This window comes from Nocardia sp. NPDC059180 (assembly GCF_042754945.1).
Classification (GTDB): domain Bacteria; phylum Actinomycetota; class Actinomycetes; order Mycobacteriales; family Mycobacteriaceae; genus Nocardia.
This window is the reverse complement of sequence record NZ_JBHZBU010000001.1, coordinates 523724-538630: the sequence shown is the minus strand read 5'-3', so window position 1 is coordinate 538630 and position 14907 is coordinate 523724. Positions and strand designations below refer to the sequence as shown.

Annotated in this window: 13 protein-coding genes; 6 read left to right on the top strand and 7 right to left on the bottom strand. The window is 66.6% G+C overall.

Features of this window, described 5'->3' with window-relative positions:
* The first annotated feature begins 264 nt into the window (after window positions 1-264).
* A complete protein-coding gene (locus tag ACFXNW_RS02460; protein WP_379415317.1) occupies window positions 265-1110 on the top strand; it encodes an SDR family oxidoreductase in 846 nt (281 codons plus the stop codon).
* Window positions 1111-1164: 54 nt separating this feature from the next.
* Here ACFXNW_RS02460 and ACFXNW_RS02455 read toward each other — a convergent pair whose 3' ends face one another.
* The 4 genes from ACFXNW_RS02455 to ACFXNW_RS02440 all read right to left on the bottom strand — a co-directional run bounded on the left by ACFXNW_RS02455 (window position 1165) and on the right by ACFXNW_RS02440 (window position 6004).
* Window positions 1165-2340 (bottom strand): Fic family protein, encoded by a 1176-nt coding sequence (locus ACFXNW_RS02455; protein ID WP_379415316.1) that lies wholly within the window; start codon window positions 2338-2340, stop codon window positions 1165-1167.
* Window positions 2341-2486: 146 nt separating this feature from the next.
* On the bottom strand, window positions 2487-3203 hold the full coding sequence (locus ACFXNW_RS02450) for a hypothetical protein (RefSeq protein WP_379415315.1): 717 nt from the start codon (window positions 3201-3203) through the stop codon (window positions 2487-2489).
* A 228-nt stretch (window positions 3204-3431) separates the two neighbouring features.
* Complete coding sequence (locus ACFXNW_RS02445) at window positions 3432-5330, bottom strand: glycosyltransferase (RefSeq protein WP_379415314.1); 1899 nt, start codon at window positions 5328-5330, stop codon at window positions 3432-3434.
* A gap of 149 nt (window positions 5331-5479) precedes the next feature.
* Window positions 5480-6004 carry a GtrA family protein gene (locus ACFXNW_RS02440; RefSeq protein ID WP_379415313.1) on the bottom strand — a complete coding sequence of 175 codons (525 nt, stop codon included), beginning with the start codon at window positions 6002-6004 and terminating at the stop codon, window positions 5480-5482.
* 101 nt (window positions 6005-6105) lie between these two features.
* On the opposite strand from ACFXNW_RS02440, the gene ACFXNW_RS02435 reads away from it, so the two are divergent.
* Together ACFXNW_RS02435 and ACFXNW_RS02430 are read left to right on the top strand one after the other, a co-directional pair.
* The gene (locus tag ACFXNW_RS02435; protein WP_379415312.1) at window positions 6106-7074 is read left to right on the top strand and encodes a glycosyltransferase; all 969 of its coding nucleotides are present in this window, start codon (window positions 6106-6108) and stop codon (window positions 7072-7074) included.
* Window positions 7071-8753: a DUF2142 domain-containing protein gene (locus ACFXNW_RS02430; protein WP_379415311.1), complete on the top strand. Its 1683-nt coding sequence runs from the start codon at window positions 7071-7073 to the stop codon at window positions 8751-8753. The genes ACFXNW_RS02435 and ACFXNW_RS02430 overlap by 4 nt, the downstream gene beginning before the upstream one ends.
* Here the strand turns inward: ACFXNW_RS02430 and rfbB are convergent.
* Window positions 8725-9750, bottom strand: coding sequence for a dTDP-glucose 4,6-dehydratase (gene rfbB / locus ACFXNW_RS02425; protein WP_379415310.1), 1026 nt, complete (start codon window positions 9748-9750; stop codon window positions 8725-8727). The two genes, ACFXNW_RS02430 and rfbB, sit on opposite strands and share 29 nt — an antisense overlap.
* A gap of 412 nt (window positions 9751-10162) precedes the next feature.
* Between rfbB and ACFXNW_RS02420 the strand changes: the two genes are divergently transcribed.
* Window positions 10163-10855 carry a hypothetical protein gene (locus ACFXNW_RS02420; protein ID WP_379415309.1) on the top strand — a complete coding sequence of 231 codons (693 nt, stop codon included), beginning with the start codon at window positions 10163-10165 and terminating at the stop codon, window positions 10853-10855.
* A gap of 257 nt (window positions 10856-11112) precedes the next feature.
* On the opposite strand, the gene ACFXNW_RS02415 is transcribed toward ACFXNW_RS02420, so the two are convergent.
* Window positions 11113-12099, bottom strand: coding sequence for an alpha/beta hydrolase (locus tag ACFXNW_RS02415; protein ID WP_379415308.1), 987 nt, complete (start codon window positions 12097-12099; stop codon window positions 11113-11115).
* Between the two features lie 359 nt (window positions 12100-12458).
* On the opposite strand from ACFXNW_RS02415, the gene rfbA reads away from it, so the two are divergent.
* Both rfbA and ACFXNW_RS02405 read left to right on the top strand, forming a co-directional pair.
* Window positions 12459-13331, top strand: a complete 873-nt coding sequence (gene rfbA / locus ACFXNW_RS02410) for a glucose-1-phosphate thymidylyltransferase RfbA (protein ID WP_379415307.1) — start codon at window positions 12459-12461, stop codon at window positions 13329-13331.
* 2 nt (window positions 13332-13333) lie between these two features.
* Window positions 13334-13888 carry a dTDP-4-dehydrorhamnose 3,5-epimerase family protein gene (locus ACFXNW_RS02405; protein WP_379415306.1) on the top strand — a complete coding sequence of 185 codons (555 nt, stop codon included), beginning with the start codon at window positions 13334-13336 and terminating at the stop codon, window positions 13886-13888.
* An 85-nt stretch (window positions 13889-13973) separates the two neighbouring features.
* On the opposite strand, the gene ACFXNW_RS02400 is transcribed toward ACFXNW_RS02405, so the two are convergent.
* Window positions 13974-14855 (bottom strand): helix-turn-helix domain-containing protein, encoded by an 882-nt coding sequence (locus ACFXNW_RS02400; RefSeq protein ID WP_379415304.1) that lies wholly within the window; start codon window positions 14853-14855, stop codon window positions 13974-13976.
* Window positions 14856-14907: the final 52 nt, after the last annotated feature.

Here is a 14907-nt window from a genome sequence, read left to right as displayed (position 1 = left end):
ACCAGGCGCGCGGCGGGCCATCGGGCAACCGGTGGCCCCCGTTGCCGGGCTCGGCATATCGGTCGGCCTGCGGTGCGAACCTGCGGAGTGCAACAGCCGATCTACTAGCAGCGACGGTCGATCAGCCTTCCGTAAACAGGCTGTGAAGCACGCCACTCGACACCCCCTATGCAACTGGTTGCATAGGGGGTGGGTCTACCCTTAGTGTCGAGAAGCGGATGGCCGCGGATGCCGTAGCCGCGGCGGACACGACAGGAGCAGTCAATGACCGAAACGAAGTCGCTCGCGGGGAAAACGCTGATCATGTCGGGCGGCAGCCGCGGCATCGGGCTCGAAATCGCCAAGCGGGCCGCGGCGGACGGCGCGAACATCACGCTGATCGCCAAGACCGATAAGCCGCATCCCAAGCTCCCCGGCACCATTCACACCGCTGCCGCCGAGCTCGAGGCCGCGGGCGGCAAGGTGCTGCCGTTCGTCGGTGACGTGCGCATCGACGAGTCGGTCGCCGACGCCGTCCAGCAGACGATCGAGCAGTTCGGCGGCGTCGACCTGGTGGTGAACAACGCCTCGGCCATCGACCTGTCGCCCACCGACGCGCTGCCGATGAAGAAGTACGACCTCATGCAGGACATCAATTGCCGCGGCAGCTTCCTGCTGTCGAAGCTGTGCATCCCCGCGCTGCGCGAATCCGCCGCCGCCGGGCGCAATCCGCACATCCTCACCCTGTCGCCGCCGCTGAACCTCGACCCGAAGTGGGCGGGATCCTCGCTCGGCTACACCATCGCCAAGTACGGCATGTCGCTGACCACGCTCGGCCTGGCCGAAGAACTGAAGTCCGACGGCATCGGCGTCAACTCGCTGTGGCCGCGCACCACCATCGCCACCGCCGCGGTGAAGAACCTGCTCGGCGGCGAAGAAATGGTCGCCACCTCCCGCACCCCCGACATCTACGCCGACGCCGCCTACCTGGTCCTGACCGCGCCGTCGACCGAAACCACCGGCAACTTCTTCATCGACGACGATGTCCTCGCCGCCCACGGCATCACCGACCTGGACAAGTACCGGGTCGTACCGGGCGACGGGCCGCTGACCACGGACCTGTTCCTCTAGCCGGTTGCCGCTGGGCTGGATTCGGGGCAACCGAGTCCAGCCCAAAACGGGAAACTAGGCCTGGAGCAGGCGCAGCACCGCATCGCACGCGTATATCCGCTCGCCGCGCCCTTCGCTCCGCGGCCGGATCAGCCCGAGCTGGGACAGCTTCTTCAGGCCCTCGTTCGCAGCCTGATACGACACACCGTGCAGCTCGGCGGCCACTTTGGCGGTCAGCATGGGATAGCCGATCAGATCCTGCGCAATCAGAACGGCGGCGCTGCCACGACGAAGCCCTTTGACCCGATCCTCGAACTGAGTCCGCAGGTCGAACAGCCCCCTCGCGCGCGCAGCGGTTTCAAGGGCCTCGGCGTGCACCGCCGCACTGATGAACGCCACCCAAGCATCCCAATCGCCCGTCACAGACACATTGAGCAGCCCCTGCTGATATTCACCCCGGTTCTGTTCCAGCCACGGCGAGATGTTCAGCACCGGAAAGCGCAGGTCGCCGCTGACGACCAGTTGCAGCAGGGCGACCAGGCGGCCGAGTCTCCCATTGCCGTCGGTGAATGGATGCAGCGATTCGAACTGATAGTGGGCCAAAGCGATACGCACTACTGACGGCAAGGCCGAAGGACGGCGGATCCACTGCTCCCACTCGATGAGTCCATCCCGAAGTAGATCTCCCGGCGGCGGGGGCACGAAACGCGCTTGTTCCACCCGGCCCCGACCCACACCGATGAATACCTGTGTGCTCCGGACAGTTCCCGTGTCGCGTCCATCGCTTCGAGTCCCGCGAACCAGCATCGCTTGCAAGTCCTGCAGCAGACTCAACGTGATAGGCCTGCCCTCCGCAATCCACTGATAGGCACTTTCCGCGGCCCGAACGTAGTTCTGCACCTCGCTGACGCTGGCCGACATCTCCTCGACCTCGAGGAAATCGGCTTCGAGCACATCGGTCAGCGCGGCGTAGGTCCCCTCGATCGCCGAGGTACTGACGGCCTCGGTACGTGTCGCCTGCCGGACCAACAGGAGTGGATCCGGCAACTTCATGGTGAGCTCGTCGGCGCGGGACATCGCAGCCGTCGCGTCTACCACCAGCGACCACGTCGCCGTCGGTAGCTCGATCGAGACAGGCAGCGGGTCCGGTAGGTAGGCCGAACAAGTGAACTCTTCATCGAAGCGGCGGTCGAAGCCACGAGTCGGTACCAGCCGACCGATCGGGCTGTTCTTCATCGCAGCGAGGTCCATCGTTCAAGGTTAGTGCATTAACCTTGAACGAAGTTCTTATCGATTCAAGGTTTTCGCGTTAACCTTTAACGAAATTGCGATCGGTTCAAGGTTAATGCGAGCCGGGCTGGTTCGCGCAGCCCGGCTCGGGACATCAACGCCGACGATTAGACCAGCAGCAGCGGCAGGAAGGTCATCAGGAAGATCAGGGCGGCCAGGCCCCAAGAGACGTAGACGAAGACCATGCCGGGGGTCTTCTGCGGGACCGGGCCGATGGCGCCGTTGAGGAAGATCAGGGCCGGTGCGCGGTAGTAGAGGCGGGCGGCTTGGCCTTCGGCGACGGGGGCGACGGTGGTGGCCGGGCCCATGTCGAACAACCAGGGGGTGCTCACCTTCACCTGGTGCTGGCCGGGGCCGACCGGGATGTGGTTGGCGCCCCAGCGGGTGCCGGGGACCTGCTGGCCGTTGACGAAGATCTTCGGCTTGGTGATGGCGAGCAAGAAGGCCATCGGCGTGTAGGAAGCGTCGACGGTGAGCCCGGGCGGGTCACCCGGCATGCCCTGGCCGACGGGCCCTGCCTGCGCACCCGGCGCGCCGTACGGCATCGGCGGCTGGCCGTTGGGCATCGGCGGCTGACCCATCGGTGGCTGACCGTATGGCCCGCCCTGCGGAAACGGCGCGGGGCCATTCGGCATCGGCTGGCCGGGAGGACCGGGAGGACGCCCGTACGGCATCGGCTGGCCGGGTGCCTGGTGGCCGGGCATCGGCTGCCCCATCGGCGGCTGCCCGTAACCCGGAGCACCGGGCGGCGCGAACTGCGGCGCACCCCCGAACTGCGGCTGACCTGGTACAGGCTGCGCTTGCGGCGCCCCGGGGTAACTCATCGATTCCTCCCAAGATCGGTAACGTGCACGGCGCACCCTACCGGTGTTTCGCCGGTCCCTCATGTCGAGAACGAGCGGGCCGGCCATGGCTGATCAACGCCCTGACCGCCCGAGTTCAGGGCAGCGCGAGCTCACCAATACCTACCCAGCCCAGCCGAACTCGAATCACGCGAAACGCCGTTGGCGGTCGACCACTGTCGCGCTACGTGATCGACCGCCAGGCGAACCTCAGTCCCCGTCGATCCCGTACAACCGCTCCCAGTTCGCGCGGCTGGTGAGTTCCGGCACCGCGGCGCGGTACTGCTGTTGCAGCGCGGGCAGTTCGCGGCGCAGGCGGCGCAGCACACGGAGGGTGCGCAGCAGCAGCTTGCGGGCGGTTGCCTTGTCGCGGCGTCGAACTCGCACACCGGATTGGGAGGCGTCGGTGACGACCACATGGTCGAACAGCGACACATGCCACCAGTGCGCGTCCTCGCGGGTGACGCCGACGATGCCGTGCTGGGTGCGGCCGGTCCACTGCGTGATCGCCCGCTTGACGAGCACCGCGAGCAACCGGCTCGGCTCACCGCCCGCGCGCCGGATCTGGATCTCCGAGGACGGCACCGGCGGTGTCGCGGCCGGATGCTTGATCGTCTCGCCGTAGTCGTTGCGGCTGGTACGCGCCGCGGCCAGCGCTTCGATACCACCGTCACGCAGGACCTGCGGGCCGCGAAGGAAGTCCTCGATGCCCTGCAGGGTGGTGTGCACGAGGCCATACTGCATCGCCACCAGGTGTTCGGCGATGTTGTGGAACAGCTGACGGGTGATGGCCTTGCCGTCGAGATCGTTGTGCATGGCGCAGACGATCAGCGAGTTGCGCGTGCTGAAGTAGCGGGCCCAGTCGTCGAAGTCTTTCCAGTAGAAATCGGCGTGCCAGACCGCGGCGTTGGGCAACGTCACCGTGACGAACCCGTTCTCGCGGGCGCGCACGCCGTACTCGACGTCGTCCCACTGGAAGAAGATGGGGATCGGCAGACCGATCTTCTTGACCACCTCGGCCGGGATCAGGCAGGTCCACCAGGCGTTGTAGCCGGCGTCCACGCGGCGTTCCTGATTGCGCTTGAGCATGCTGGTGTTGCGTAGCGCCTTGGGCACCTTCTGCCCGTGGACCAGCTTGTTCAGATGCACCTCCTCGGCGCCGACGTTGAGGTAGTCGGGGTTGAGCAGGAACAGCATCTGCGCGCCGACCAGGGTCGGTTCGACGGTCAGGTTGGCGAAGGCATTGAGCCGCAGCACCGTTTCCGGCTCGCACAGGATGTCGTCGTCCATCAGGATGACGTCGGCATGCTCGTTGGCGCCGGAGACCTCGTAGAGCCCGCGAGTGAAACCGCCCGCACCGCCGAGGTTGGGCTGGCGGATGTAGCGCAGCTTGTCACCGAAGACGGGCTGGGTCTGCTGGAACAGCGGCCGGTCCTGCACCAGGTCGGTGCCCTGGTCCACCACGTAGACGGCATCGATGGCGGCGAGGACGGTCGGGTCCGACGCCAGCGCGGCCACAGTGTGCGCGCAGTCCTCGGCCCGGTTGAAGGTGCAGATCGCGATGGCGACCGGGCGCACCCGTTCGGGGGACTCGGTGGTCCAGGTCAGCTCGGAGATGCCGAGTTCGGCACCGACCGCGTCGAACTCCAGCCACAGCGCGCCACCATCGACGTACTGGTCCAGCGGTGCGGACAACGTCAGCGGACCGCTGACGTCGATATCGGCGCTGGAGACGATGCGCCGGTGTCCGGCGATATCGGAGGCGACCAGGCGCACCCGCGCCTTCTTGGCCACATCCAGCACCATCGAGACCTCGACCGTGGTGACCGTGGTCCAGCGCTGCCAATAGCTGGCGGCGAACCGGCCGAAGTAGGTGTTGGTGTGTGCGGTCGCGCCCTTGTCCAGCCGCAGCGCCTGTCGCTCTCGCGTCGAGCGGCCCTTGACCACGGCGTAGAGCTCATCGCTGATCTTCGGCGACGGGCCGGTGAAGATCCCTCGTTGCAGCACCAGCCGATCGGGCGCCGGATGGGAGGCGGCACGCAGCGCGTCGGGCGCGACGTCCGAGCGATCGTTCGTTTCGGTAACGGCCTGGGTAGCCGACTGGTCCATGAAGTCCTCGAAATCCTTATTGTGCCGACGGGACAGACATGTCCCTGCATACGGTTCGCGGCGGGAGCGAGGATATCAATCGCACACGCCGTAAGCCCGCCGAGTAGCTACCCACCCGGCCGGTTGGATAACCCCGCCCGTGTCGCCGTTCACTCGGCGCCGACCCGCTGCGGAGACGGTTCGTTCTTACCGGTGAAGACGAACTTGTCATAAGCCCAGTACCGGAACACCACGGCGACGATCTGGCCGATAAGGGTGCCGGAGATATTGTCCGAGAGCGGGCTGGACAGGTCGAGGATGTAGCGGGAAAAGCCCAGGCAGCCGAGCTGCAAACCGATCGCGATGACATTGAACAGCGCATACAGCAGGTATTCGCGGCCGGGGTTGTCGGTTTTCTTGTGCGCGAAGGTCCACCATTTGTTGCCGAAGTAGGTGACCACGGTCGCGACGACGATCGCGATGATCTTGGCAGGCAGCGGCGCGTGGTACAGCACGCCCTCGCCGCCCCAGAACACCAGCAGGTTGTAGGTGCCTGCGTCGACCAGGAATCCGATGGCGCCGACGACAAGGAACGCACCGCCCTGACGGAGCGCGGTGAGCACCTTCCCGGTCAGCGACGGGCGCACCGAGGGCGCTGACTCGGGTGCGGGGCTGGTCGGCTCACTGGGTGACACTCGGGCGACGGTACCGCAGGCACCTCGCTGGGGCGTTTGCCCGCGCACACCTGTAATCTCCCGGTGTTCCCATTCACAGCCGACCTCGAGGATTGACCCGGGTGGATTCCACCGAGCTTCGCATTGCCGCCGTGGTCCCTTGCCACAATGAAGAGGCTTCGGTCGCCAAGGTCGTCACCGACCTGCAGGCCGCCGTGCCGGGGATCGTCGTCTACGTCTACGACAACCTGAGCACCGACGCGACCGCCGAACGCGCCCGCGAAGCCGGTGCGATCGTGCGCGCCGAGACCACCAAGGGCAAGGGCAATGTCGTTCGCCGCGCATTTGCCGATATCGAAGCCGATGTCTATCTGATGATCGACGGCGACGACACCTATGAGGCGTCGGCCGCGCCGCTGATGATCAAGACGCTGCTCGACGGCCCCTACGACCACGTGCTCGGTGTGCGCAAGCAGGACCAGGACGCAGGTGCTTCCGCGTACCGCGCTGGGCACGAAACCGGCAACAAGGTGCTCAACGGTGTGGTCGGCAAGGTGTTCGGCGAGAACGTCGAGGACATGCTGAGCGGGTTCCGGGTCTTCTCGCGCCGGTTCGTCAAGAGCTTCCCCGCGGTCTCGCGCGAGTTCGAGATCGAGACCGAGCTGACGGTGCATTCCCTGCATCTGCGGGTGCCGCAGACCGCGGTGCCGGTGGACTTCCGTGATCGTCCCGCGGGCAGCGAGAGCAAGCTGCGCACCTACCACGACGGTTTCAAGATCCTGGCGCTGATCATCGGGCTGGCCCGGCATGAGCGTCCGGTCGCGTTCTACGGCCTGTTCGGCACGCTGAGCTGGCTGGTCTCGGTGATCCTGACCATCCCGATCGTCATCGAGTTCTACGACTCGCACACCGTGCCGCGTTTCCCGACGCTGTTCCTCGCCTTCACGCTGCTGCTGCTCGGCAGCCTGGCTTGGACCGCCGGCATGATCCTCGACGGCATCCGCCGGTCGAGGCACGAGACGGCCCGGCTGGTCTACCTGCGCTATTCGGCTCCCGGGGAGGACCCGCGTCCCGGTGAGGCCGGGCGTTGACCACTTCCGCCGACCGGAAATCCGCCGAGCGCGAGGAACCGGTCGATCCCGAGAACGCCGCAGCCGCAGCCGCTGACGAGTCCGGCGAGACGGCAACCGAATCGGTGACCACTGCTGAAGCCGCTGCCGCGACGACTCCGTCGGACGCCGAGTCCGTAGCCGACGGCGACAAGGCGGCTGAGACCGAAGCGCCGGCCACCGCGAAGTCTTCCGCTGCCCAGAACCCACTGCGCCGCACGGCCGAGGCACTGATCACCAAGTTCGGTGCCGCGACGGTCGCGTTCGCCATCCTCGCGACCCTGTTCGGCGCCGTCTTCGCCGTGATCACCCCGCCGTTCTGGGGCCATGACGAGATCACCCAGTTCGGCCGCGCCTACCAGGTGGCGCACGGCGGTTTCCTGCCGCAGGAGATCGAAGACCCGCGCGGCGTCGCCTACGGCGGTCAGGCGCCCGCGGCCATCGACGCGCTGATGGGCTTCGCGTTCCGCGACTACAACGACAACCCGGAGGAACCGGGTGCGATGGTCGGCGACCCGGGCGGTTACGACCGGGTCGGTGACGCCGAGATCACCTCGGAGCACAAGCAGGTCTGGTTCACCAATACCGCCGCCTACTCCCCCGTCCCCTATGTGCCCGCCGCGATCGGTATCCGGGTGGCGGAGCTGACCGGCCTCGACGCGAGCGGCATGGTGCTGCTGACCCGGCTGTCCGGGCTGCTCGCCTACCTCGTGATCGTCGGGTTCGCGCTCTGGGCTCTGCGGGCATACCGCGTGCAGTGGCTGGTGTTCAGCATCGCGCTGCTGCCCATCGCGGTCTTCCAGTCCGGCACCGTCACCGCGGACACGATGACCAACGCGCTCGCCATCATGGTGTCGGCGCTGCTGGTCAAGGCGCTGTTCCTGGGCAAGGGCCTGGGCCGGGTGGAGACGACTGCGCTGCTCGCCGCGACGGTGCTGCTGCCGCTGAGCAAGCCGACCTACGTGCTGCTCGCCATGCTCGTGGTGCTGGTCCCCGCCAAGCGATTCGGCTTCTCCGGCCTGCTGCGGTGGGTGCCGTGGGTGTGCGCGGCGATCGGTGCGATCGGGTTCGCGGTCTGGATGAAGATCGCCGCGCCGACCGGTGACGGCATGAGCCTGATGCGGCCCGAGCACCAGTGGTACACGGTGAACCCGGGCGAGCAGCTCAGTGGAATCCTGCGCGATCCGTTCGGTTTCCTCGGTGTCTTCGGCGAGAGCATCGCCCGCCGTGATCAGGAATGGTTCACCGAGTTCTTCGGCGAACTCGGCTTCGGCTACGTCGATGTGCCTGCGATGTCGGTCGTGACCTGCCTGCTGGCCTTCGCGGTCGGCCTCGGGATCGCCGAGCGGATGACCACCCCAGACTTCCGCCGCACCCTCGTCGTCGCGCTGACCCTCGCGGCCAGTGTCGCGATGATCTACGTGACCCTCTACATGTCGTTCACGCCGGTCGATTTCTACATCATCGATGGCGTGCAGGGCCGCTACTTCGTGCCGCTGGCGATCCTCACCTTCGCGGTGCTGCTGCGCTGGATGCCGTTGCGGCTCACCGGTCCCGGCGGTAAGGCGCCGGGGCGGGCCGCACCGATCACCATCGTCGCGGCCACGGCGATCGCGCTGGCCGCGGCGGCGATCAAGTACTACGTGGTGGTGTGGGGCTGATCGTCGTTTCACCGGCGGCGGCGTAGGCGCTTTCGGTGCTCGCCTTGTGCGGGCGCCACCAGTCCTCGTTCGCGCGGTACCAGGCGATGGTGTCGGCGAGACCGGCGCGGAAGTCGGCGAAGCGGGGCTGCCAGCCGAGTTCGGTGCGCAGTTGACTCGCGTCGATGGCGTAGCGCTGGTCGTGGCCGGGCCGGTCGGTGACGTGGTCGAAATCGTCCGGATCGCGGCCGAACGCTTCGAGGATCAATTGCACGACGGTCTTGTTGTCGAGTTCGCCGTCGGCGCCGATGAGGTAAGTCTGGCCGATCCGGCCGCGTTCCAGCACATCCCAGACCGCACGGTTGTGGTCGTCGACGTGGATCCAATCCCGGACCTGGTGGCCCGCGCCGTACAGCCGTGGCCGGACGCCGTCGATGAGATTGGTGATCTGGCGCGGGATGAATTTCTCCACGTGCTGGTACGGGCCGTAGTTGTTGGAACAGTTGGACAGGGTGGCGCGCACCCCGAACGAGCGGGTCCAGGCCCGCACCAGCAGATCACTGGCGGCCTTGGTCGCCGAGTAGGGGCTGGACGGGTTGTAGGCGGTCTGCTCGGTGAACGCCGGATCGTCTGCTGCCAAGTCGCCGTACACCTCGTCGGTGGAGACGTGGTGGTAGCGCACGTCGTGGCGGCGCACCGCCTGCAGCAGCGAGTAGCTGCCGACGATATTGGTCTGCACGAACGGCCATGGCTCGGTCAGCGAGTTGTCGTTGTGTGATTCGGCGGCGAAGTGGACGACCGCGTCGACACCGCTGACCAGTTCGTCGACCAGGTCCAGATCGGCGATATCACCGTGTACGAAGTCGATGCGGTCGGCGACCGGGTCGAGCGAGGCCCTGTTGCCCGCGTAGGTGAGCGCATCGAGCACGGTGACCGTGACCTCGGGCCGCTCGGTCACGGTCTGCTGGACGAAGTTCGCCCCGATGAACCCGGCACCGCCGGTTACCAGCAATCGCACGCCACGACCTTACGGGCCGGGCGGGGCGCCCGGCAGCGCACCCGGCCCGATGCGATGCGGTGCGGGCGTGGACATTTCCACGAAACAATTGCGGAGCAGCGGAACTTCTATGATCCGAGCAACATTCATGACAATTTGCTCGATGAGCGCTGCACATCACATTTCTTGAAATAGCCGAGCCTGAAGATAGTGACCTTTGCCTCGAGTCAGCTCTCGGCAGTAACTTCTCAGCCTCCTATCAAGATCACCATTTAGGCTCGTTACGGCTGAATTCTGTGGAACTCCCACGCAGATCCATCTTTTCGGTGAACGGGCTCTTAATACCCGGCGGCATGTAATTCACTGACCGTTAGCTGAGTTCGATTCTCATCAAGCCACCCCGTCCACACGCTCCATCGAGGTTGGTCAAGAAATGATGATGAGGAAATTCGCCGCGACGTCCGCCCTGCTGATCGCCGCGATCGGCGTCGCCACCGGCACCGCCCAGGCTCAGCCCGCCCCCGCCGAGGGCGTCAACGTCTCCTACGAGGCCAACGACAAGACCGCGTCGATCGCCATCGACTCCGGATCGCTCGCGGTCGAGAACGGCCGCCTGGCGATCAAGTCGGCCGACGGCACCGTGCTGGCAGGCACCCCGCTGGAGTTCCGGGTCGACGATTTCGTCTTTCCGATCGCCGCCCAGCTCGACGACCGCCGCGCCACCCTGACCCCACAGTTCGATATGGAGCACGCGGTCTACAAGCCGGTAGCGCTGCCGTTCCAGGAGCAGGACACCTTCAAGTCGCCGTACGAGCGGGAGAAGGCCGCCTTCGCGCGGATGAAGGACGAGATCAGCCTTGCTGCCACCGTTGCGGGCCTGACCACCACCGTCATCGGCGGTATCGCAGGTTGCGCTCTCGGCGCGCTGGCCGGTGGCATCGTCACCCTTCCGGTGGCGACGCTGTTCGGCGCCGGCCCGGTCGTCAGCTGCCTCGTCGGCGGCGCACTCGGTGCGGGCCTGATCGGTATCGCGGGCACCATCCTGATCACCGTCCCGGTGGCCATCGCCTCCGCGATCCAGTACTTCACCACCATCAACGAGCCGTTCGTGGCGCCGGCCAAGTAATCGGCACAGACAAGAGAACCCCGCCCCGGCATGACTGGGGCGGGGTTCGACTCGTCCGGCCGACCGTGGTCGAGGCCGTCCGAGCCGGCTCCACTGTGCCCGCATCAGACGGTCGGCGTCTAGGGCACATGGTCCTCGACAGGTCGGGCGAAACCGCCGGGTTCGGGGATGCGCGGCGGCTCAGGCGGTATCGGATCTGCCTGACCCGGAGGTCCTGCGTGGTGACGCTGCGCTGCCGCCTCCGGCCCATGACCGGGTCAGGCGGTGCGAACCCGCTCCGACTGCTCGATTCGCGCCCTGATGAACCGCGATGCCCGAGCCAACGCCGCACGTCCCTCCGGCAGATTCGGCGCGATGCTCATGAAATCGTGCACCGTCCCGCGCCACAGCTCCAGCGAGTTCGGTACGCCCGCGGCGGTGAGGCGCCGGGCCATGAGCTCACTGTCGTAGCGCAGCAATTCCTGTTCCGCCGCGACAAGCAGTACCGGTGGCAGACCGCTGAGATTGGCGTTGACCGGCGACAGCTTCGGATCAAGCACCCCGGCGACCTCGCCGGCCAGTTTCACCACCGCGGCCAGCGCCGCGAGCGGAATGTAGGCGTCGCGCGCGGTCTTCTCGTAATCGCGTTTGGCCGCGTAATCCAGGTCGAGCAGCGGGCTGAGCCCGAGCAGACCGGCCGGCGCGGGCAGGCCCGCCTCGAGCGCGGCGAAGACCGTCGAGAACGCCAGCAGACCACCGGCCGAATCACCGGCGATGACGATGCGCGCCGGATCGACGCGGTGACGCAGCAGCCAGCGGTAGGCATTGAGGCAGTCGGCCAGCGAATCGGTGATCCGGGTGCCGGGCAGCTGCCGATATTCGACGTTCACCACCGGCAGGCCGGTCCGGCGGGCCAGACCTGCCGCGACCGGGCGGTGCGTGCGCAATCCGCAGATGGCGAAGCCGCCGCCGTGGAAATACAGGACCGCACCGTGTCGCAGCGACCGCGCCGCGCCTGCGGGCCGGATGATCTCCATCCGGAAACCGTTCAGCGATACCTGCTCGCGGTCGATGCCCGAAGGTTCCGGGCGCAACATCGACAGTCCATCCACCAGGGCCGCACCGACAGGCAGGGTCATCCGGTTGATCGGGAAGGTACGCAGTACCGGCCGCACGACGCCACGGAAGGCCACCTCGAGCACGCGTCCGGGCGCGCTCGGTCCGCCGGGGTTCACGACGATGCCGGGTTCTCTGGTCGCAGCCATCGCGCACCTGCCCTCCGCTCGGGGCGTCGAATCCCCCGGCCGGACAGCTGCCCGGATGAGCGTCGACGCTGACGTTCGCACCGATCGCACACGGTGACGCTTCAGAAACGAGAACGTTTCAAAACTCGCGGCCTCAGCACACCATGTGGAAGTGACCTGTGCAACAACATTGCCCGAATCCGCTCTTCCCCATACCTGGTACCCGCACTCCGTAATCATTTCGAACAGGAGTCGGAATCTCCCCGAATCCTGGACCGACCTGCGGCGCCACCCGAACGGCCTGATCGTCACCGCAGGGCAGGGCAGGCGGATCGAACCGGTCGTCGACAGGTACTCCTGGACTGGCAGACTGTCCAGACATGCGCGGAATCATTTTGGCCGGCGGCACCGGGACCCGGTTGCACCCGATCACGCGCGGCGTCAGCAAGCAGCTGGTACCGGTCTACGACAAGCCGATGATCTACTACCCGCTCTCGACACTGATGCTGGCCGGAATCCGCGACATCCTGGTGATCACCACCCCGGAGGACGCGTCCTCGTTCCAGCGACTGCTCGGTGACGGCGCCCAGTTCGGCATCTCGATCGACTATGTCGTCCAACCCGAGCCCGACGGCCTGGCCAGGGCCTTCGTCCTCGGCGCGGACCATATCGGCACCGATTGCGCGGCGCTGGTGCTCGGCGACAACATCTTCCACGGGCCGGGGCTCGGCACCAGCCTGAACCGGTTCACCGGTCTGGACGGCGGTGCGGTGTTCGCCTACCGGGTCTCCGATCCGACCGCGTACGGCGTCGTCGAATTCACCGACGGCCGCGCGGTATCCATCGAGGAGAAGCCGAAGACGCCGCGCTCGAACTACGCGATCCCGGGTCTATATTTCTACGACAACGACGTCGTCGAGATCGCCCGCGGCCTGCGCCCGTCCGCGCGCGGGGAATACGAGATCACCGATATCAACCGAGCCTATCTGGACGCGGGCAAACTGCGGGTCGATGTGCTCGCGCGCGGCACCGCATGGCTGGACACCGGAACCTTCGACTCGCTGCTGGACGCCGCCAATTACGTCCGCACCATCGAGGAACGCCAGGGCCTCAAGATCGGCTCACCTGAGGAAGTCGCCTGGCGGCTGGGTTTCATCGACGACGAACAACTGTGCGCGCTGGCCGATCCGCTGGTCCGGTCCGGTTACGGCAGCTATCTGCTCGACCTGCTCGAGCACGGACGAAGTTGGTAAGCATGCAGATCAGAGAAATGTCGATCCCGGGGGCATGGGTGTTCACCCCGCGCCTGCTGGCCGACGAACGCGGCACCTTCGCCGAGACGTTCAAGGCCTCCGAGTTCGAGAAGGCAACGGGGCGTCGCTTCGATCTGCTGCAGGTCAACACCTCGGTCTCGGCGGCCGGCGTGCTTCGCGGCATCCACTACACCGAAAACCCGCCCGGCCAGGCCAAATATGTGAGCTGCGTGCGCGGCGCGTTCCTCGACGTGGTGGTGGATCTGCGCGAGGGCTCGCCGACGTTCGGACGCTGGGACAGCGTGCTGCTCGATGACGTGGACCGCCGTTCGGTGTTCCTGTCCGAGGGTCTCGGCCACGCGATCCTCTCGCTGGCCGACGACTCCACCGTCACCTATCTGTGCTCGCTCGAATACTCGCCCGAATTCGACCGGGACCTCGACGCTTTCGACCCGGAGCTGGCCATCGACTGGCCGAGCACCGATCGAGAAGGCCGCGCGATCACCTATCTGCGCTCGCCGAAGGACGCCGCCGCGCCACGGCTGGCCGAGCGCTGAACTACGGTCGCCCGGCGCTTCATTGCCCGGCCGGGCAATGAAGCGGCGTAGGCGGATATCCGACGGCGTGCTCGAGCCGCTGCGCTCAGCGACAGTTCGCGCGCGCCTCGTCGATCGCGGTACGCGCGTCCACCGACACCGACCGGATGCTGTCGAAAGCCGCCCGGTAACGGTCGATTTCGTGGGCCTTGTCGACATACACCGGCCCGGTGAACGCCTCCACGTACACCACCGGCGGTTCCGGTGGGCCCGCCGCCGGGTCCGGGGCGGGGAATTCGAGGAGCACGAACGGGCCGGACTCGATGCCGCGGTGGTATCCGGCATCCGAGGGCACCACCTGGATGCGCACGTTGGGCAGTTCACACATCAACCGCAAATGGTCGAGCTGGCCCGCGGTGACCGAACGATCGCCCAGCGGACGCCACAGCGCCGCCTCCCCGATCAGCACATCCAGCCGCAGCGGCGAATCGTCCCTTGTCAACAGCGGCTGACGGGCCATGCGCAGGCGGACCCGGCGCTCGACATCGGATTCCGACAGGTCCGGGCGCGCGGCCAGCAGTAGCGCCCTGGCATAGGCCTCGGTCTGCAGCAGACCGGGAATCAGCTGGTCCTCATAGGCGAACAGCCGAGACGCGGCCTCCTCGAGACCGATGTAGACCTCGAATCCCTCACCGATGACGTCGCTGTAGCCGGTCCACCAGCCGCGCGCCTTGGTCTCCTTGGCCAGCGCCGTCAGCGGTGCCACCGCCTCCGGTGGCGCCCCGTACACCTTGCACATGGCCTCCACGTCCAGACCACGCAACGAGGTCTGCCCGGTTTCGATGCGCCAGATCTTGGCCTCCGACCACTCCAATTGCTGTGCGGCGGCGCGCGTTGTCATCCTGGCGCGGTTGCGCAGATCGCGCAGCTGCCTGCCGAGGCGACGCCTCGGCATGGTCGATCCGGTGGTCCCCTGCGGTAATGCCATCGTTGCTCCCCCTTGTTAGACGAACGGCATTGTTCCACAACGGAACCGCGAG

Bases quoted from the DNA above. Each gene is read 5' to 3' on its own strand.
- rfbA (WP_379415307.1), top strand. From the start codon at position 12,459: ATGCGCGGAATCATTTTGGCCGGCGGCACCGGGACCCGGTTGCACCCG.
- ACFXNW_RS02420 (WP_379415309.1), top strand. From the start codon at position 10,163: ATGATGATGAGGAAATTCGCCGCGACGTCCGCCCTGCTGATCGCCGCG.
- ACFXNW_RS02450 (WP_379415315.1), bottom strand. From the start codon at position 3,203: ATGAGTTACCCCGGGGCGCCGCAAGCGCAGCCTGTACCAGGTCAGCCG.
- ACFXNW_RS02445 (WP_379415314.1), bottom strand. From the start codon at position 5,330: ATGGACCAGTCGGCTACCCAGGCCGTTACCGAAACGAACGATCGCTCG.
- ACFXNW_RS02400 (WP_379415304.1), bottom strand. From the start codon at position 14,855: ATGGCATTACCGCAGGGGACCACCGGATCGACCATGCCGAGGCGTCGC.
- ACFXNW_RS02405 (WP_379415306.1), top strand. From the start codon at position 13,334: ATGCAGATCAGAGAAATGTCGATCCCGGGGGCATGGGTGTTCACCCCG.
- ACFXNW_RS02455 (WP_379415316.1), bottom strand. From the start codon at position 2,340: ATGGACCTCGCTGCGATGAAGAACAGCCCGATCGGTCGGCTGGTACCG.
- ACFXNW_RS02460 (WP_379415317.1), top strand. From the start codon at position 265: ATGACCGAAACGAAGTCGCTCGCGGGGAAAACGCTGATCATGTCGGGC.
- ACFXNW_RS02415 (WP_379415308.1), bottom strand. From the start codon at position 12,099: ATGGCTGCGACCAGAGAACCCGGCATCGTCGTGAACCCCGGCGGACCG.